We start from the raw sequence: 20,368 nt of genomic DNA on the forward strand, positions 1-20,368 counted from the left end.
ACATCCCAATTTTATAGTTTGATAAAATTAATAAAATGAGGTGAATTAATGAAAGAAATAAAAATTAAAGGAGCAAAAATTCATAACCTAAAAAATATAGATATCTCTATCCCCAAAAATAAGCTTGTAGTTGCAACAGGTGTCAGTGGTTCAGGTAAGTCCAGTCTTATGTTTGATATTGTATTTGAGGAAGGGCGTAAACAGTACTTACAGTCCTTAGGCATACTTTCAGGCATTGATAATGAGAATAAATTCGATAACATTCAAGGATTAGCTCCTACTATAGCTGTTAAACAAAATATCTTTCGTCAGAGTAATCCTCGTTCAACAGTAGGTACTAGAACCAATATTATTAGTATGCTTACACTATTATATGCAGGAGAAGGACAAGTACTATGTTCTGCGTGTAACACTCCTGTAGACAATAATCTTATTTGTAATAATTGTGGTAATAAAGAAGAACGATTAAGACCAAGTTATTTTTCATATACATCTTCAGATGGAATGTGTGTAAAGTGTTCTGGACGTGGAGCATACTTTGAAATTAATATTGAAAAACTTATCTTGGATAAGCACACTACCCTAAAAAAAGTTTTAGATAGAGCCCAAATTACACCAGGATATTTGAGAGTTCTATCTAAAAAGTTCAAAGATTATTTAGAGATACCATTCTTACAATTGCCTGAGGAAGTACAAAACGAGGTACTCTATGGCCATTATGAAAATGGAAAACGAAGTTCTTGTTTAGCAAAAGTACTTCATGGTCGTCACCAAAGAGGTGAAGACTTAAATGGTATTTATAGCATGACTACTTGTTCTGAGTGCAATGGTTTTAAAATTGGTGAAGAAGCACGCCAAGTTTTATTAAATGGAAAGCATATTGGCGAACTTGGAAAAATGAGCATTTTAGAAGTTCATGAATTCCTAAAATCCTTATTAAATCAAAACAAACTAACTACTCTAGGCAAAAAATTAATAAATGATATTTTGATTAAGACAAACAATCTAATAAAATCAAGACTAGGTCATCTGTCCTTGTACAGAGAGATGTCAACTTTAAGTGGTGGAGAAATACAAAGACTATTTTTAAATTCTCACCTTGATTCAGAGATGGATTCATTAATTTACGTACTTGACGAACCAACTGCGGGATTACATGAATCTGAAAAAATCGATATTCTAAAATCCATTAAAGATTTAAAAGATTTAGGTAACACTGTCATTGTAGTTGAACACGATAAAAATACAATTAATATGGCAGAACATATTATTGATATAGGGCCAAAAGCTGGTGTTGAAGGTGGACAGTTAATATATCAAGGCGATTTAGAAGGTCTGCTTAAATCAAATGAGTCAATTACTGGACAATATATATCAGGAAAATACTCCATGCCTACTAGAACAGCATCTAAAAATATTACGGATATTGAAAAAATGCCTTGTATAGTTGTTCAAAATGCAAGTACGAATAATCTTAAAAACGTTACTGCATCATTACCTTTAGGTGCTATGATTGGAATAGCTGGAAAATCTGGCAGTGGAAAAAGTTCCCTTATATCAGATACATTGCTACCTCTTCTTAGAAGTTACTTCAATAATCAACCAAATAATAATAAAGCGACTATTAAGGAAAATGAAGTAAGTGATGAGGATGATTATGCAATTGTAGAAACTATTGCAGATAAATTAAGTGGTACACAATATATCTCTGGATATTCAGAAATATCTCAAACTCCTATTGGTAGAAATATGAACTCAACACCTGCATCTTATATTGGTATATGGGATAAGATACGTGTTTTATTTGCAGGTCAACCAGAATCAATAAAACAAAATTTCACTGCTGGACATTTTTCATTCAATTCAAAGGGTGCTTGTTCTAAATGTAGTGGTAGCGGATATGAAAAAATCTGGTTGGGAAATAATTTAAGTATGGACAGTATATGTAATGAGTGTCATGGAAAAAGATTTAATGATGAATCCCTATCCATTAAATATAAGAATAAAAATATCTATGATGTCCTAAATATGAGTGTATCCGAAGCTGTTAGTTTTTTCGAAGATACTCCAAATATTGTTTCACACTTAAAAGTACTAGAACAAATCGGTATGGGTTATATAAAGCTAGGTCAACCTACCCCTACTTTAAGTGGTGGCGAATCTCAAAGAATCAAGCTTGCAAAAGAGATTGGCAAAAAGCGAAAAGGCAATATTCTCTATGTATTGGATGAACCCACTACTGGTTTAAGTTTATATGATACTGCTAAACTAATTCAATTGTTGGATGAACTAGTCGAAAATGGAAATTCTGTAATTGTTGTTGAACATGATATAGAAGTTCTAAATACTTGTGATTGGATTATTGAACTTGGTCCAGAAGGTGGAGACAAAGGCGGATATATCATTGCAGAGGGTTCTCCTCAACAACTAAAAGAAAACTCAAAGTCTATAACAGGGAGGTATTTATAATGGATAAAGACTACTGCTTAGATTTGAAATTTGAAAATATAGACCCTTTAAGTGTTGGAATGGATTCAAAAAAACTTTCACAACTTGAACCTTTAATAATCTCACAATATAGCAATATAAACGCAATAATCATAGCAAGAAGAGGAAATATCGTCTTTGAAAAATATTATAATGGTTATAATGCTGACGATACTTTTCATGTTGCATCTGTCACAAAAAGTATCATATCAGCCTTAATTGGTATCGCAATAGACAAGGGTTATATAAAGGATGTTGAGCAAAAAGTTGTTGATTTTTTCCCTGAATATAATTGTAGCCCTGCTGATATATACAAAAAAGCAGTAACTATATGCCATTTGCTTACAATGACTGCACCATACCCTTTTAAAAATACAACTGAGTCATTGGAGAGGCTTTCTAAGCAACGAGATTGGGTAAAATACACCCTAAATCAACTTGGTCAAAACAAAAATATTGGAACTTTCAAATATTCTTCAGCTGGAGTTCATCTACTTTCAGCTATTATTACAAATACCACAGGAAAGTGTGCTCGTGAATTTGCTAATGAACATCTATTCAAACCTATTGGTATGAGAGAAATACCAGATTATGATATAAAAGATTTTGGCTTTGAAGATTTGTTTGGAAAAAACCTTAAAGGTTGGGCAAAAGATAGACAAGGTAATACTACAGGTGGCTGGGGACTTACATTGAGTGCCAGAGATATGTTACGATTTGGTTCTCTGTATTTAAATGATGGTATTTGGAATAATAAACGTATTATATCTAAATCATGGATTGAAGAATCAACTAAAATGAATTCCAATGAGTATGGTTATCTATGGTGGCTATGTGAAGAAGATGGAGTTCTTTGGTACTCAGCAATGGGAGCTGGAGGAAATGCTATCTGTTGTATACCACATTATGACTTGGTGATAGCAATACCATCTAAGATAGTTTTTAAACCTCGTGATAGATGGCAGTTTATTAAAAAACATATACTTACTTCTATAATAGAATAGTTGTATATAGAATGATTATAACAACCCTCCACTATAACACCAGACTTTAGTTTAGTGATATTATTGTTGATGCTATATATACAAGAGGAGTTGAATATAAATGAATACCTACACGACATCAGAAATAGCAGATTTAATTGGTATACATCCTAATACAGTACGTTTATATGAAGAACTTGAACTAATACCTAAACCTAAACGTAATCCTAATGGCTACCGTATCTTTAACGATTTTCATATAGAGCAGTTTAAATTTGCTCGTACAGCCTTAAAAATTGAAGTTACACAAAGAGGATTGAGAAAAAATGCAGTTGAGATTGTCAGAACATCAGCAAATAAAGATTTTGACAAAGCTATTTGTCTTGTGAGTCATTACTTACAACAATTAGAAATAGAAAAATCAAATGCTGAAGAAGCAATCACTATTGTTACAGAGATTTTAAAAGGAAACACACATGAAACAGACAAGTTATTTTTAACTAGAAAAGAAACCGCAGAACACCTAAATGTCACAATAGACACTTTAAGAAATTGGGAAATGAACGGGTTGTTAAAAGTAAAAAGAAAACAAAATGGTTATCGTGTATATACTGATGAAGATATAAAACGACTTAAAATTATTAATTCATTACGTTGTGCAAGCTATTCTCTTTCAGCTATTTTAAGAATGTTAAATGCTTTGTCTTGTAATCCCAATGCTAATATTAAAACTGTTATTGACACTCCAAAAGATGACGATGAAATCATCTCAGTATGTGACAAATTGATAACCTCATTGAAAGAGGCAGAATATAACGCAAAAGCAATGAAATCTCATCTTCAAAGCATGAAAGAACAATTTTCTTAACCCTCCACTCTAACTCCATACTTTGATTTGTGTGTTATTCTTAAGAGCGAGAAAAATTAAACACACAAATCAAAGGAGGAATAGAATGGAAAACAAAAATACTCATTTTACATGGAAGAAAAAAATCATTACCTTTTTAGTGAGCCAATATATTTCCCTATTTGGTTCATCACTTGTACAGATGGCAATGATATGGTATATCACACTTCAAACATCATCAGGCCTATGGGTAACAATTTTAACCGTATGCTCCTTCATACCACAAATGCTAATATCTTTTTTTGCAGGAGTATGGGCAGATTACTACAATCGAAAAATACTCATCATTATATCTGATGCCATAATCGCTGCTTCTACACTGATACTACTTCTGCTTATGATGTCAGGAATTAAAGGAGAAAATGAATTAATCGCAATTGCAGTCGTATCCATTATTCGTTCTTTAGGAAGTGGTGTACAGACACCTGCTGTAAATGCAATGATTCCTCAACTTGTACCAGAAGAACACTTAATGCGTTTTAATGGTATAAATGGCAGTCTTCAATCTATAGTACAATTTATAGTTCCTGTTGTAGCTGCAGCGATTCTTGGTCTAGGCAATAAAATATCTCAGGTACTTTTAATTGATATCATTACTGCAATTATAGCTATTGTATTACTTTGCTTCATTAAAATCCCTAAACATAATATAGTAAAACAGACTGAAAAAGTATCATTTTTAACAGACATGATATCTGGAATAAAATACTCTTTTTCGGATAAATTTATTAGAAAAGTAGTTTTTACTTATGGAGCTTTCATTTTTCTTTGTGTACCATCAGGCTTTCTTATAGGATTATTGATTGAGCGTACATTTGGTAAAGGCTATGTTTATCTATCTATTATTGAAATGATTGGCTTTGCAGGTATGGTTTTAGGCGGATTAGTTATAGGAATATTTGGTGGCTTTAAAAATCGAAATAAGACATTTTTCTTGTCAATGTTATCTTACGCCATCTTTTCCATTATTTTGGGGTCTGTTACACAAGCTTGGCAATTTTTTATATTTATGTTTTTTACCAGTTTTTCAATTCCAATTATTCAAGCAACAGCTATGACCATGTTGCAAGAACATGTAGTACCAGAAATGCAAGGTCGTGTATTGGGCTTACCTACTATTATATATACTGGTCTTATACCTCTTGGGATGGTACTTTTTGGACCACTCGCTGATATATTATCTATTAACAGCTTGATTATTGTTTCAGGCGTAATAATTGCATTTTTTGCTTTATCTATTCCTTACTCAAGGCAATTTTATGCACAAGGTATCTTTAAATCAAAGGAAACTAAGTAATATACTATAGAAATTAAGTAATGCACTAGGAAAATTAAGTAATACACTAAATAATATCCTAGGATAATTTTAATTCTTCTATTTTGTTTTTTATACATAATACACTAAGATAGTTTTAATTAGCCTAGTTCAAATTTTATAATCTCCGTTTCATTTACATCAAAGATTAAATGAAACGGAGAAAAGTAATATGCCAATAAGTTTATTATTATTTTGATTCCTTTTTAGCATGACACTCAGCACATTCAGAGTCATGTAAAGAAATAATTCCACCACAATAAACACAAGTCCATTTTTTTAATTCTTCTTCCATAAAAGTACTTATTCCAGACTCTTTCGCTAAAAGACTATTTTTTATAAGGCTCTCTTCGTATCTTTTATTGTAGCTTTTTTCCAAGTTTTTGACCAATTTGCATGGAAATTTTTCACACTCAAAACAATATGTAATCTTTTCTATCTTTGCACACTCTTTTATCTTACACTTTCTGCAATGTTCTGGTTTCCCCAAATCACTTACATAACATCCCTGACAAGATTTCTTTGAATAACAATGTTTATAACAGACTTTACAATTCATACCACAAGGGGCAAGCATAATATTTTCAATCTTATTGGGCATTTTCATAATATATTATCCCTTTCTATAGTATTCTTAATTCTTGAACAACTCTAATTATTGGAATCATGAAGTTTTTGAACAGTATCATTATAAAAAATCATTTTAATAAGATATTTTCACTTATCATAAGTCTTTATAATCAAATTATCTATCCATCTTAATCATATAATAAACATATAATATAAGTATATCAAGCAATTAGATTTAATTATCTACTAAAAAATAGATTTCTTTTCTTATCTAAAGTCATATACAGCAAAAACCATACAATACAATGTCCCACTAAAACTACAACTTCTTTTATAACAGTAATATTTCCATCAATAATTTCCATAATTCCTTTAAATGTTGCTATCGATGGCATTATATAACATAAATTGCCTATTCCTCTAATATCAACGCCTAAAATGTATACCAGTAATGGAGTCCCTATAAATAAAATCATTATTAACTTAATATAAATAATCCCTACCATAAGACCTTCTGATAGTTTACCAATAAATAAACCTATTAGTGATGATATAAATGTCGAAAATATGATAAGTAACAACATCATTACCATATCTAACATTGAAATCCTTAGACATATAAATACAGTTACAATTGAAGATAGACACCCACATAGAAAACCTATAAATATTTTCTGAATAATATATTGACTCCTAGTTTGTGGTAAGATTTCATTGATAAATGAAATTCCATCTTCTTTTTCAGATATGATATTCATTGCATTAAAAGTACATCCCATAAACATAGCTGTAATTAGAATCATAGCAATAAAAATATTTTGAAATTCTTTTAACACATTATCTTTAGGTAGTATTGTAACCTCAATATTTTCTAAATTTCCCTTTAGTATAAAAATTTTAGGTAACATCTTTGCTACATTTTTTATAGCATTAATCTCATTTCCATAAAGTATAGTTTGAATCCCCTCACCATTACTAATAACCCCAATTGTATTTGTTTTAATGTTTTTAACTTCACTTATTAAATGATTCTTAGTTTTATATTGTTTCACTGACCCATATCTACTTAGCCATTGCTCTGTTTGTGTAGAAAGGTTGTTTTTTATTGTCCCAAATTGCAACTCTCCTATTGAGGATATATCAATAGTTCCAACAAGATTTATTAAAATAGCCATAACAATTGGTAAAAAGAAGGAAATTATGCACATTTTATCTTTTCTTATACTCTTCAACTGATATCGTAATCCCATCAACACTACCCCTCCCTAATCAATTCTTTATCAAAAACATATTTAACAAGTAAAAAAAGAACTATTATTGTCAGAAAGCATGCAATAAAATAACTAATTTCACTTGAGAAACTTATAAAAAAAGCATTTTTTAACTCATTATAAACATGATAAAAAGGGTGATATTTAATCCAACTTATTTCAAAAGATGTATTTGCAGATAAAAACACAGGTGTAGTTATAAACACTGCAACTAAAAGATATGCAAGAGAAAATTGTTTAAAATCCTTTAATAACATTGAACATCCAAATCCAACTAAAGACATAATTATGGATAAAATTCCAGTTTGAACTAGTACCTGAGGGAGTATTTTTATTCCTTCAAACAATCCAACATTAATTATTAACAAAAGCACTGTAAAACATAGGTCACATATCAGAAATATAGATACTTTTGATAATATAAAAAGACTTCTTTTTACAGGCAAAATACCTGTTATGCGCATTACACCCATTTGCTTTTCTTTAAATAGTAAAGAAGCAATACCTAAAAATCCAATTGCTACAATTTCAAAAAACAAAATCTCACAAGTCATTTCTTTTCGTAGTTTCATCTCAGATGTCTCTTTATCATCGATTTGAATTACTTCATCTTTTCCTGATGTTTTTACATCATTATCTTTTTCTGATAGTAACAAGGACAATGCATAATCAGCTCTATAATTATCAACTCTTTCAAGACTTTCATGCAAAATTACTTTTGCTCTATTCCCACTAGCATCAATCCCAACTGCATTTGTATCTTCAGATAGTTTTGATTTTAATTCATCAATAGAAGAAACAGGATGAATTAATGGAGATTCATACACACTTGTATTCTCTAGTTCGTACATATAAACACTATTGTGATAGGAATCTTCATCCATAAATTTTATATAGCCAAAATTAATATAGCATGAATAAAGTATAAGAGATGAAAATGCTAATATAAAGAATTTGCCATAAATAATCATCCATAAATCTTTTTTCATTAAAGTAAAAAATTTAGAATACATCAATATAACATCCTTCCTGTATATTTAATAAAAATTTCTTCTAAGGTAGGTTCTTTTGAATGCACACTCACTATTTCATCATACTCAAAAGTCATACCAGATTCCAATTCCTCTATATCTAAACTCTTAACCTCTCGTTTACCATGATGTATAAACTCAACTTCAACCTTATTATTACTGTTTTTCACCTTTAGATTTTTAGGGCTATCTATTGCTATGACTTTGCCATCTGCAATGAAAGCTACTCTATTACACATTAAATCAGCATCCAACATATTATGAGTAGTTAAAAATATAGTTGTTCCTTTTTTTCGTTCCTCTTCAATAATTTTACGGAACAATACAGCTCCAGATGGGTCAAGCCCACTAGTAGGCTCATCTAAAAACAACAGTTTTGGATTACTTATCAATGCCCTTGCCATGCTGATACGTTGTTTCATTCCTTTTGAATAAGATGATACAGGCTTGTTTATGAACTCTTTCTTAAACTCTAACAAATCTAAAATCTCACCTATATCTCTTCTCTGTCTCTTAGGATAAAAAGATGAAAAATATTCAAGGTTGTCAATTGCACTTAAATTTGTATATAAATATGGAAACTCAAATAGAACACCAATCTTTTGATATAAAGATTCTGTATATTCTTCAACTTCTTTGCCAAAAAGAGACACTTGACCGCCATACCCTTTTAAAACTCCATTTAAAATTTTTTGTGTTGTGGATTTTCCTGAACCATTAGGTCCAAGAAATCCAAATATCTCACCTTCTTTTACATCAAAATCAAGCCCATGTAATATCTGTTTATCTTTTCCATAAGAGAATGTCAGTTCTTTGACTTTTATCATATATCATAATCCTCCTTGTCCTTTTTTTCTTTTTGTCGCCTATCCCACCATTTTATAAATTTAACTTTAAATGGAATAGAAATTAAAACTATTAATACAATAATTAACCATGTATACCATTTCACAAATACCCCACCCTCCTGTTTTACTTAACCATTATCTTATTTATTTCTTTAGCTTATTTTATTGCCATCAAGTGAAATCAAAGTGTCTCTCTTGTGAAATTGAAGTGAAATAATAAAAAGTCCTGTTTTCACCAAGAAAACAGGACTTTTTATTAAATACTTTTTATTAAATACTTTTCATCAAAACTTTTTATTAATTTTTTTATTAGGTATTTTTATTTTTTATCTTTTATGATTTATAAGCTATTCTTCACTCATCATCAACTGGAATCATAAAATAAAACTCTACTCCTTTATCACGATTTTTAACTCCATATTTTAAACCCTGCATTGTAAGTATTTGTGAAACAATAGCAAGCCCTAGACCAGAACCACCTTTTCTTTGAGATTCAGTACTACGATAAAATTTAGACCAAATCTTTGGAATCTCATCTAAATCTATAGTCTTACCATCATTATAAATCTTAAAAACAAGTAAATCATTACAGCATATAACAGATAAGTCTAAATTGCCATTATATTTAACATGCTTTTTTGCATTGATAATTAAATTTTCTACTACTTGCTCCATTCTCATTTTATCTACAACAACAAAAACTTTATTTTCTGGCAAATCATAAGTAAAATAAAAATCAATATCTGGAACATCAATTAATAGACGCCCTGCTACAGTTTCAACAAATTCTATAAAATCAAAACGCTCTGGATTGAGTTTAGAGACTCCTGCTTCTAAAGCAGATAAATCCAATAAAGATACAATCATATTGTTCATTCTATCAGTTTCTTCTATAATGATGTTCATATAAAGCTTCTTCTTCTCTTCATCAACTTCATCCATAAGACCCTCTGTATAGGCACGAATAATACCAAGTGGTGTTTTCATTTCATGTGAAATTGTGTCCACTAATTCCTTTCTTTGCTCTAATAACATTCTTTCCTTATTTACATCTTTTTCAAGTTGGATATTTGCATCTTCCAGTTCTAACAAAGCCTGTTGTAAATTTGTAGACATTGTATTTAGACTCCTAGAAAGCTCTCCAAATTCATCATTCGTATTAACAGTACACGGATTAGAAAAATCTAGTTGTGACATACTCTTTGCAGATTTATTTATAGAAGTAATTGGCTCTGAAATAAACCTTCCCAATAAAAAATCAATACCTAAAATAAATATAATCATTACTATAAACCAAATCCAAAATCCAAACTTACTATTTATTGGAAATTCCTCAACAATAAGATAAAACAATATAATAGTTGCTCCTGCTAATTTAGAAAGAAAAAATACTTTCTTTCTCACTGAGTATAATCCAAAATTTGTCTTAAGCCAATTTGACATATTTACATTCTTTAATTTATTTATAAACTTTCTTAAATTATCCATTATTTAACCTCAAACTTATATCCTGAACGAATTAATGTAACTATATGATGACCTTCATTACCAAGTTTTTTACGCAGAGTTTTTATGTGTGTATCTACAGTTCGCGTATTTCCTTCAAAATCATATCCCCATATACAATTCAATAGTTTATCTCTAGAAAAAACTTGATTAGGATTTTCCACAAATAAACGTAATAATTCAAATTCCTTATATGTTAAATCAATAAGTTTATCTTCTACATATACTTGCCTTGACTTCAGTATAATAAATATCTTCCCTACACTTAATGAACTTTTTGGAATATCGACAGTATACCTACGAAGTAAGGCTGTCACCTTTGCTAATAGTACCTTTGGACTAAATGGCTTTGTTATATAATCATCAGCTCCATACTCATAGCCTTTTAATTTATCTTCTTCTTCACCTTTAGCTGTCAACATAATAATAGGTATATTAGTAATTTCACGTGAAACTCTACATACTGAGAATCCATCTAAATACGGCATCATAATATCTAATATCATTAAATCTATATCAGTATTCTTTAGTATTGTAAGTGCTTCTACTCCATCATCAGCAGTTATGCAAGTATACCCTCCTTTTTGCATATATTCTACAATAATATCTTGCATTCTTTTTTCATCTTCTACAACTAGTATTTTAGCCATTATTATTTTATCACCTCAGCTTTTTAACTTTATTTTAGTTTATATTAATTTATTTATTTTGTAACTGTTTTTTAGAAAATAACATGTTTATAAAAATAATCTACCAATTTATAAAAATAGCCTGCCAACTTTGCTTCATGTTGGCAGGCTAAAAATTTTAAAAATACTTATTATATTATTTTAATGCTAGTTTATTTTTTTGATTAAAATATATTCTAAAACAAATTTCTTCAATTAATGTATAAATTGCACTTGTTATAAAATATAGACCTAAGGCTACTGGAGTTCTAACAGTTAATATAAGACTCATTACAGTAGTCATTATAACCGTTTGTTTATTAAATGTTCTTTGAGAATTCACCTTAAAATATGGTATATAATTTATCAAATTTGGAGCTAGCATAGTTAATGTGTATATACAAGGTAGTATAAATAAATTATCAGCTGTATTTAAATTAGCAATCCAAGGAATTATAACTGTTGTAAATCCCTTTGGCATGTTTAAACATACATGATACAGTGCATATATTACTGGCATTTGTAGTAAAATCGTGGAACACCCAATCATACTCTTCATACTTTCTACAGAGTGTATCTGTAGTTGCTTTTCAAGTTCTTTAGCATTATCCTTATATTTTTCTTTTATATGTTCCATTTTTTCTGCCAATTCTTGTTGTTTTTTCATAGAAAATCTTTGTTTTAATGACAATGGCATTAGTACCAACTTTACTATTAAAGTTATAAGTACTATTGCAATCCCAAAATCTCCTGTAAAACTAAATAATATATTTAATACCTCTTGTAGTATATTTGAAATGAAATCCATTCTATTCTCTCCTTTTATTTTAAATTCTTGAACTGTAATAGAATCATTTCAAATTAAAATATACTATAATACCTCCAAATATCATATTTTTGAAAAACAATATAATGCTTAGGCAATCTTTTTTCAGAATATGTAAATCTATTTATAAATATATTTCTTATCAAAACATATTTAACTCTATGATATAAGAGGTCTTTACAAAAGTAAATTATGCATCCAAGGATAGATACTAATAATGTCATATAAACTAGTATATACAACAGATTATCCATATCCAATCTCATTACATCACCTCATCAGTATTTATATTTGTTTTTATGTCTATGTCTATGTTTATGTCTATGTCTATGTTTATGTTTATGTTTAGATAATTATAGTATATTAATCACTTAATGTAAATATACAAGTACTAATACCTTGATAAAACTATATTAAATTTTTAGTGTTATTTTTACCAGAATTCTTATGCTCTACTTCTAAAGACAATGACTTTTTTCTAAATTAATGATAAAATAATTAAAACAATTTTTCTATATGCAAATATGTTTTATGTAAACATAACGTAAATATATTTTATATAAACATATTTTATGTAAATATATGTTTAAAACTAATATAATCTTTAAAATAAAAAACCATACTTGAAAAAATTAACAAAACTAAATGGAGGTTACTACAATGATAAGCGATTCTATATCGAAAAGACGTAGCATTAGAAAATATAAAAATCAAAGTATTTCACATGAAACTATAGAGAAAATAATTGAAGCTGGAATAAATGCACCTTCATCTAAAAATAGACAACCATGGAAATTTATTGTTGTCACTGAAAAAGAAAAAGAATCTATGCTTAGAGCTATGAGCAAAGGTATTCAAAATGAAATTGATAACAATGGACTTCTTCCAGAAAGTCGCCAACATATTGCAGGAGCAAATTATACTGTTGAAATTATGAAACAAGCTCCCATAACAATTTTTATTTTAAACAAGTTAGGAAAGTCACCTTTAGAAAACTTATCTGCTGAAGAACGTTTTTATGAAATGGCAAATATACAATCAATTGGAGCTGCAATTCAAAATATGTCTCTTACAGCTGTAGAGTTAGGCCTAGGTAGTCTTTGGATTTGTGATGTGTACTTTGCATATCATGAATTATGTGAGTGGTTAGATACAAATAGTCAATTGGTTGCAGCAATATCCTTAGGTTATCCTGATGAACAACCATCAAAAAGACCTAGATTAAAATTAAATGATGTAACTGAATGGAGATAAATAACTATTTATAACCAAAATATGGTAAGTAAATTCAATAAAAACAATTTACTTACCATAAAAAATAATTTGCTTACTATACTACTAGAACTATTGAAGATTATCTTATACCTCTACAATCTCCTTATGATTACTCACCACTTTATTTTGCTTTATAGTCAATGCTTTCATTTCATGAACTGCAAAATATATACATACCATTGCAGCAGCGGCGTCAGCTATTGGCCCTGCATACATTACTCCATCAATACCCATAAACATAGGTAAAATCACTATTAATGGAATTAAAAACAGAATCTGACGAGTCAAAGAAGTAAAAAGTCCCAGTACTGATTTCCCAATTGATGTAAAGAAAGTTGATGATACTATTTGAACACCATTTATAAATGTTAATAACAAGAAAGTTCTAAAGTAATGTTCTGCAAATATAAAGTAAGTTTCGTTCCCATTACCAAATATAGATGTAATTTGTCGTGGAAATAATTGGAAACATAAGAATGCAATAACAGATATAACAGTTGCACTTCCTACTGCCATCTTATAAGCTTCTTTTACACGAGTATATTTTTCAGCCCCATAATTGTATCCTATGATTGGTTGCATTCCTTGTGATATACCAATAATTATAGATATAAAAATCATATTTACTTTAATAATGATACCAACACAAGCAAGTGGAATCTCACTTCCATAAACTGACATTGCTCCATAATATGCTAGTGTATTATTCATAACTATTTGTGTTACAGTCATTGCTAATTGGTTAAAACATGAACTTGAACCTAGTGCAAATATATGTTTATAAATCATACTCTCTAATTTAAAACTCTTCTTATGTAATTTAATATGTTGAAAATTCATTACATAATAAACACTAATTCCAAAAGATATAAGTTGCCCAATAACAGTAGCTAAAGCAGACCCAGCAATTCCCATATCAAGCACAAATATGAATAGTGGATTTAAAATGGTGTTGATAACTGCTCCTACCAACATACAAAACATAGAAGCTTTTGGTTTTCCATCAGCAAGTATCAACTTACTCATTCCAGTAGACATTATAAGAAATGGCAATCCAATTGATGTAATCTTTGTATATGTGTGTGCATAAGGTAATATTTCTGATGTGGAACCAAAGAATTTTAACAGTGGTGTTAAAAATATTGATACTATTATAAATAAACTTATTCCAAATATAGCCATCAAGCAAATAGAATTTCCTGCTGCTTTTGTAGCTTTTTCTGAATTTTTAGCTCCTAATTCTAATGAACACTTAGATGCTCCTCCAATACCTAACAATAAAGCAATTGCAGTACATATTGTTGTTAGTGGAAAGGTAACATTTGTAGCAGCATTACCTAATACCCCAACACCTTGCCCGATAAAGATTTGGTCAACAATGTTATATAAGGCACTTACTAACATCGCTATAATACTGGGTATTGCATACTTAGTCAATAATTTTGAAACTTTCTCATACTCCAATGGTTCTTTATATTTTTCTTCCATCTTCCTTCGCCTCCAATTTTGCTTCTTCATTCATATCAATGGCTATAAAAGCAGTCTTTTTTAACATTGACATGAACAACTCTTGCTCTTCTTTTTCAAATGAACTTAACAATTCTTCTACATACCCATTCGTTATTTTTATTATTTCATCGTAACATGCCAAAGATTTTTCTGTAGGATACAAATGCCACGTTCTTTTATCTTTAACACTTGGCTCTCTAGTGATAAATCCTTCTTTTTCTAGGTTTGCCAAAGCTCTTGTTATGTTACTAGGATTTACAAGAATTCTTTTAAATATAGTATCCTGTGTAATACCTGGATTACTACATATGTGTAATACATAAAAATATTGGCTATTGTTAATTCCAATATCAGCCAATTTTCTGTCAATATAGTTTGTGTTATATCTATTTATAATGGAAACCCATTTTAATAGCTCTCTCATCTTTTCTCCTTATATTGTTATTTATATTTTAATTGCGAGCGCAATAATCTATTTGCTCATGCAATTATTTTACTGCTAAATTTATACTTTGTCAATAGTCCATAATTCCTAATTCCTGTTGAGTTTTTGTAAACTTTATCTAAATTTTTGATTATTTCTTTAAATCTTCTTATATATCTAAATAGCTTCATTTTATCAGCTATTCGGTCATTTTCACTATTAAAAGTTGAAATTAACACCAAGGCAAATTAAAGCCTGCTTTTAAGCTGTCATATCGATGTAACATAATATCGTAAATTAGACAATACATAAATGAATAGAATTAAAATCAAGTGACAGCAAGTAAAATCAAGCTATAACTTCTTTATTTCGTTATAATGAATATAGAGTGATTGAAACGAGGTGAATAGTTAAATGTATGAGTGGCAACAACAAATTCAGATAATCATTGACGAGATTGACAAATGTATTAAAAATTACAATGGCGAAGTCTTAACGCTACGCTTTCTTTCTCGCAAATTGGGATATTCTGAGTTTTATACAACGAAAAAATTCAAAGAAATATCGGGTATACAGTTTAGAGATTACTTGCGGAATAGAAAATTAGCCTTTGCATTAAAAGAGGTTCGGGACAGTGATAAAAGTCTATTGGATATTGCTTTTGATTATGGGTTTTCATCGCATGAAGCTTTTACCAGAGCTTTCAAAGGAACTTATGGTGTAACTCCGAGTGAATATCGAAAAAATCCTAAGCCAGTCGTTCTTCGTACAAAAATAACCCCTTTTGACCGCTACTTTTTAGGATTGGGAGAAATAGGTATGATTAAATCAACAGATGGTGTCAAGATTTATTTCGCAACCATACCTGCTCACAAATTTTTGTACATTAAAAACAATGAGAGTAACGGGTATTGGGATTTTTGGCGAAAGCAAAGCCTTATTCCAGGACAGGACCACGAAACAATTTGCGGTTTGCTCGACAGTATCAAGGGTAAATTGGACGATGACGGTGGAAGTGAAGCTAACTGCGGAAGCGGTCAGATTATGGCTTACATGAACGATTCGGACGGCAGGCTCTGCGATTGGGGTATTCTTCGTACAGAGTGTTGGGGCGTACGACTTCCTTTTGATTATAAAGGGGAACTGCCACCACAAATGCTTATGATTGATATTCCCGAAGCCGAGTATATTATCTTTGAACATGGTCCGTTTAATTATGAACAGGAAAATTGCAGTGTGGAAGAAAAGATTGAAACGGCTATGGCAACTTTTGATTACACTGGTAAGGGTTACTGTCCTGATATTACCCCTGGAAGAATCATGTACTTTTATTATGACCCAGAACAGTATTTTAAGTACATTAGACCTGTGAAAAAGATGTAAGCCTATCCACTGTAAAATACTCACTAAGTGGATAAGACGTACTCGATAAAATAAAATTTACGGAGGCAAATTAAAAATGACTAAGTCTATTTGTGGAGTTGATTGTAGGAAATGCGAATTGAGTAACACTTGTAACGGATGTGCTGAAACAAAAGGTCATCCTTTTGGTTCAGAGTGCATGGTTGCATTATGTTTGAAAGATGGGGAAAATGCTCTATACAAATTCAAAAAGAATTTGATTACAGCATTTAATGCACTTAATATACAAGATATGGAAGAAGTCACAGAACTTAATGCACTGAAAGGCTCTTTCATTAACATTGAATATACCTTACCAAAAGGTCAGATTGTAAAGTTTTGGGACGATAATAAAATTTATTTTGGAAATCAGCTTTGCAAAAAAGACAGTGACAGATATTATGGAATTATTGCTGACGAAAAATATCTCATGGTATCTGAGTATAGCGGTTATGGTTCTGATGCTGAGATTGTGGTATTTAAGCATTGGAGGTAAACGCAGATTAGAAGTTGAAGCGAAGATTATTTATAATAGATGGAGGTTCTTTAGGTTGGAAAAATATATTGCTCTTTTGCGTGGCATAAACATTAGCGGTAAAAACAAAGTGTCAATGCCATTATTAAAGGTGGCATTTGAAGATATGGGATTTTTGAATGTTAGCACCTATATCAATAGTGGAAATGTTCTTTTTTCCAGTGAAAACAACGATAAAAGTGAAATAAGTAGCCGATGTAAAGCCATGATAGAAGAAAGATTTATGTTAGATGTCCCCATAGTAATCATTTCACTAAAAGAATTATCGGAAGCTTTGGATAACACTCCCAAATGGTGGGATATAAATTCTGATGAAGAAGTGATACATCAAGCTATCTTCCCTATTCCACCTGTCACTATTGAAGAAGTATATAAGGCTGTTGGAGAAGCCAAACCAGAATATGAACAGGTTGATTATTATAAGAATGTGATTTTTTGGTCTGCACCAAGAGCTACATTATCAAAAACAAGGTGGTATAAAATTGCGAGTTCTTCAGTTAATAACAAAGTAACAATTAGAAATGCCAGCACTACAAAAAAATTATTTTTGCTATCAAATGAGTAAATTTATTATTGGCATAACATGGAGTTCACAAATTTCAGTTTATCTTTATGATTAACTGACTAGAAAATTTGAAAGCAATCTAACATCGTCATTCGTACGAATCTAAGAAAAAAATAGAGCTGGACCCAGATAATTCGCAATATATATTGACTGTCTGGGGTGTTAGCTATAAATTCAACGAAGAAAAACCGCAGGTTATATATCACTAATTAGTGAATTATATATAATCTGCGGTTTTGTGCATTACTCAAATAATTTATATGCTTTTAATCATATTGTCGTATCAAAGCTCTTACGTAAGCTGTAGATTAATAGTAAATTCAACTCTTAAAACTTAAGATATTGATAATAAACCTAGTGTTTAAGAGATAATCTGTATTTCTGTTTAAAATTTAATTTAAAAACATATTGACAGTCTACCTATTATTTGTAATAATTAATATATCAAATCGATATATAACTAAACAATATATACATAAACGATACTAGGAGGCACTATGTTAGAATACATTATTTTAGGATTTCTTATGGAAAAAGAATTAAGTGGATACGATTTAAAACAAAAAATGTCAACGAGTACTTCATACTTTTTTGATGCTAGTTTTGGTAGTATTTATCCTGCACTCAAAAGATTAGAAGAAAAAGGTTATATCTGCTATCGTGAAGTTATAGATGGTGGTAAATTAAAAAAACTATACTCTATAACTAACATAGGAAAATCATACTTTCTCGAATGGTTAGAAAAACCAATTAAATTTTCTAAGACAAAGCATGACCACCTTGTTAACATATTTTTTTATGAGTACTTACCTAAAGAAATAATTGAAACAAACTTAAAAATGTTAATAGCTGAAGTTGAATTACTTTTAAATAAATTAGATACACAGAAAACTGAGGTGGAACAAAATTGTTGTATTGACCAATATACATATATGTATTTCACAATGATTTATGGAGTTGACTATTATAGTTTTGTAATTAATTGGTGTAATGATTTATTAAAAAAATTGTAGGATAGAATTACAAAAGTCAACCTACATAATATAAAGGGGGTAAAACTTATGAGACTTTTAATACATGATTTAACTGAAAAAGATTTAGATAATTTATTACCTAAACTTGATAACAATATAAAAATACTTTCAAACAATGAAGAAATCCATAAGTGTATTGGTTGCTTTGGTTGTTGGATTAAAACACCTACTACATGCGTCATAAAAGACTATTACAGGAACATGAGTAAATTGATAGCTGATTCTGATGAACTTATTATACTAAGTAGATGTTGTTATGGTGGCTTTAGCCCATTTATTAAAAATATACTTGATAGAAGTATAAGCTATGTACTTCCATACTTTGTAATGAAGAATAATGAAATGCATCATAAGAATAGATATGAAAAACAGATAAATTTAAAGGTTCTATTCTATGGAGATTATATTACAGATGCTGAAAAAGATACTGCTACTAATCTAATACGTGCAAATGCTGTAAATCTTAATATGAAGGAACATTCTGTTTCATTTTTTAAAAATCCACAAGATGTAAGAGGTGAATCTTTATGAATATAGTAATGATAAATGGAAGCCCAAAAGTAAAAGAAAATAATTCACAATACTTTTTATCTGAGGTAGAAAAACTTATACAAAAAGATAATGAGATTTTCACATTTAAAATAGACAATGTATCTAAGTATCCTAAAGCTATTGATTCCATACTTAATTGTGATAGGTTAATAATTGCATTTCCTCTTTATGTAGATGGTATTCCTTCTCATTTAATTAGTTTTTTAGAGGAATGTGAAGAACTTGCAAAGAAACAAAATAAAAAATCTATTCCAGTATATGCAATAGTTAACTGTGGATTCTATGAGGGACAACAAACTCACTTAGCAATTCAAATGATAGAAAATTGGTGTAAAAAGGCTAACTTTACATGGGTTCAAGGAATCGGAATTGGTGCTGGAGAAATGATAGGTTCATTAAAATCTGTTCCTTTAGGTAAAGGTCCAAAAAAAAGCTTAGAAACTTTATTAGGAGAACTATCAAAGAATATACTTAGTAACAACATAGATAGTAACACTTCTAGTAAAGATACTATTTTTATCTCACCTAACTTTCCTAGATTTGCATATAAATTTATGGCTAACCACCAATGGACTCCTCTAGGTAAATCAAATGGATTAAGCAAAAGTGATATACTAAAAAAATAAAACATTATAACAAAACTGACATTTAAAAAGGGCTC

The 20,368-nt window shown here is 29.8% G+C and carries 21 protein-coding genes; 11 read left to right on the top strand and 10 right to left on the bottom strand.

The window, feature by feature from the left end; genetic code table 11:
• Positions 1-48 precede the first annotated feature (48 nt).
• From KGF45_RS09480 to KGF45_RS09495, 4 genes are all read left to right on the top strand, one after another.
• Positions 49-2,469, top strand: coding sequence for an excinuclease ABC subunit UvrA (locus tag KGF45_RS09480; protein WP_227842387.1), 2,421 nt, complete (start codon positions 49-51; stop codon positions 2,467-2,469).
• Positions 2,469-3,491, top strand: coding sequence for a serine hydrolase domain-containing protein (locus KGF45_RS09485; RefSeq protein ID WP_227842388.1), 1,023 nt, complete (start codon positions 2,469-2,471; stop codon positions 3,489-3,491). The genes KGF45_RS09480 and KGF45_RS09485 overlap by 1 nt, the downstream gene beginning before the upstream one ends.
• Positions 3,492-3,591: 100 nt before the next feature.
• Positions 3,592-4,338, top strand: a complete 747-nt coding sequence (locus KGF45_RS09490; protein WP_227828365.1) for a MerR family transcriptional regulator — start codon at positions 3,592-3,594, stop codon at positions 4,336-4,338.
• Positions 4,339-4,423: 85 nt separating this feature from the next.
• Complete coding sequence (locus tag KGF45_RS09495) at positions 4,424-5,674, top strand: MFS transporter (RefSeq protein WP_227828364.1); 1,251 nt, start codon at positions 4,424-4,426, stop codon at positions 5,672-5,674.
• A 208-nt stretch (positions 5,675-5,882) separates the two neighbouring features.
• Here KGF45_RS09495 and KGF45_RS09500 read toward each other — a convergent pair whose 3' ends face one another.
• The 8 genes from KGF45_RS09500 to KGF45_RS09530 all read right to left on the bottom strand — a co-directional run bounded on the left by KGF45_RS09500 (position 5,883) and on the right by KGF45_RS09530 (position 12,394).
• Complete coding sequence (locus tag KGF45_RS09500; RefSeq protein ID WP_227842389.1) at positions 5,883-6,299, bottom strand: DUF3795 domain-containing protein; 417 nt, start codon at positions 6,297-6,299, stop codon at positions 5,883-5,885.
• Between the two features lie 202 nt (positions 6,300-6,501).
• Positions 6,502-7,512: an ABC transporter permease gene (locus KGF45_RS09505; RefSeq protein ID WP_413926591.1), complete on the bottom strand. Its 1,011-nt coding sequence runs from the start codon at positions 7,510-7,512 to the stop codon at positions 6,502-6,504.
• A gap of 5 nt (positions 7,513-7,517) precedes the next feature.
• On the bottom strand, positions 7,518-8,546 hold the full coding sequence (locus KGF45_RS09510) for an ABC transporter permease (RefSeq protein ID WP_227842391.1): 1,029 nt from the start codon (positions 8,544-8,546) through the stop codon (positions 7,518-7,520).
• A complete protein-coding gene (locus KGF45_RS09515) occupies positions 8,546-9,391 on the bottom strand; it encodes an ABC transporter ATP-binding protein (RefSeq protein ID WP_227842393.1) in 846 nt (281 codons plus the stop codon). The genes KGF45_RS09510 and KGF45_RS09515 overlap by 1 nt, the downstream gene beginning before the upstream one ends.
• Entirely contained in the window at positions 9,388-9,516 is a 129-nt protein-coding gene (locus tag KGF45_RS20100; RefSeq protein ID WP_304521268.1) for a hypothetical protein, read from the bottom strand. The genes KGF45_RS09515 and KGF45_RS20100 overlap by 4 nt, the downstream gene beginning before the upstream one ends.
• A 250-nt stretch (positions 9,517-9,766) precedes the next feature.
• Entirely contained in the window at positions 9,767-10,900 is a 1,134-nt protein-coding gene (locus KGF45_RS09520; RefSeq protein WP_227828359.1) for a sensor histidine kinase, read from the bottom strand.
• Positions 10,900-11,568 (bottom strand): response regulator transcription factor, encoded by a 669-nt coding sequence (locus tag KGF45_RS09525; RefSeq protein ID WP_227828358.1) that lies wholly within the window; start codon positions 11,566-11,568, stop codon positions 10,900-10,902. Before KGF45_RS09525 ends, KGF45_RS09520 begins: the two co-directional genes overlap by 1 nt.
• Before the next feature lie 175 nt (positions 11,569-11,743).
• On the bottom strand, positions 11,744-12,394 hold the full coding sequence (locus tag KGF45_RS09530; RefSeq protein WP_227828357.1) for a YidC/Oxa1 family membrane protein insertase: 651 nt from the start codon (positions 12,392-12,394) through the stop codon (positions 11,744-11,746).
• Positions 12,395-13,072: 678 nt separating this feature from the next.
• Here KGF45_RS09530 and KGF45_RS09535 point away from each other — a divergent pair.
• Entirely contained in the window at positions 13,073-13,666 is a 594-nt protein-coding gene (locus tag KGF45_RS09535) for a nitroreductase family protein (RefSeq protein ID WP_227842395.1), read from the top strand.
• Between the two features lie 105 nt (positions 13,667-13,771).
• Here the strand turns inward: KGF45_RS09535 and KGF45_RS09540 are convergent, their stop codons facing one another.
• Both KGF45_RS09540 and KGF45_RS09545 read right to left on the bottom strand, forming a co-directional pair.
• Positions 13,772-15,175, bottom strand: coding sequence for an MATE family efflux transporter (locus KGF45_RS09540; protein ID WP_227828355.1), 1,404 nt, complete (start codon positions 15,173-15,175; stop codon positions 13,772-13,774).
• Complete coding sequence (locus KGF45_RS09545; RefSeq protein ID WP_227828354.1) at positions 15,159-15,620, bottom strand: MarR family winged helix-turn-helix transcriptional regulator; 462 nt, start codon at positions 15,618-15,620, stop codon at positions 15,159-15,161. The genes KGF45_RS09540 and KGF45_RS09545 overlap by 17 nt, the downstream gene beginning before the upstream one ends.
• Before the next feature lie 414 nt (positions 15,621-16,034).
• On the opposite strand from KGF45_RS09545, the gene KGF45_RS09550 reads away from it, so the two are divergent.
• The 6 genes from KGF45_RS09550 (at position 16,035) to KGF45_RS09575 (ending at position 20,333) form a co-directional block, all read left to right on the top strand.
• Positions 16,035-17,003 (top strand): helix-turn-helix transcriptional regulator, encoded by a 969-nt coding sequence (locus KGF45_RS09550; protein ID WP_227828352.1) that lies wholly within the window; start codon positions 16,035-16,037, stop codon positions 17,001-17,003.
• Positions 17,004-17,079: 76 nt separating this feature from the next.
• Positions 17,080-17,517 carry a DUF3795 domain-containing protein gene (locus KGF45_RS09555; RefSeq protein WP_227842397.1) on the top strand — a complete coding sequence of 146 codons (438 nt, stop codon included), beginning with the start codon at positions 17,080-17,082 and terminating at the stop codon, positions 17,515-17,517.
• 55 nt (positions 17,518-17,572) lie between these two features.
• A complete protein-coding gene (locus tag KGF45_RS09560; protein ID WP_227842399.1) occupies positions 17,573-18,121 on the top strand; it encodes a DUF1697 domain-containing protein in 549 nt (182 codons plus the stop codon).
• 497 nt (positions 18,122-18,618) lie between these two features.
• Complete coding sequence (locus KGF45_RS09565; protein ID WP_227842401.1) at positions 18,619-19,134, top strand: PadR family transcriptional regulator; 516 nt, start codon at positions 18,619-18,621, stop codon at positions 19,132-19,134.
• A gap of 48 nt (positions 19,135-19,182) precedes the next feature.
• Positions 19,183-19,686 carry a flavodoxin family protein gene (locus tag KGF45_RS09570; RefSeq protein WP_227828349.1) on the top strand — a complete coding sequence of 168 codons (504 nt, stop codon included), beginning with the start codon at positions 19,183-19,185 and terminating at the stop codon, positions 19,684-19,686.
• Positions 19,683-20,333: a hypothetical protein gene (locus KGF45_RS09575; RefSeq protein ID WP_227828348.1), complete on the top strand. Its 651-nt coding sequence runs from the start codon at positions 19,683-19,685 to the stop codon at positions 20,331-20,333. Before KGF45_RS09570 ends, KGF45_RS09575 begins: the two co-directional genes overlap by 4 nt.
• Positions 20,334-20,368: the final 35 nt, after the last annotated feature.

This window comes from Clostridioides sp. ZZV14-6154, from assembly GCF_020657785.1.
In the GTDB taxonomy this organism is placed as follows: Bacteria; Bacillota; Clostridia; order Peptostreptococcales; family Peptostreptococcaceae; genus Clostridioides.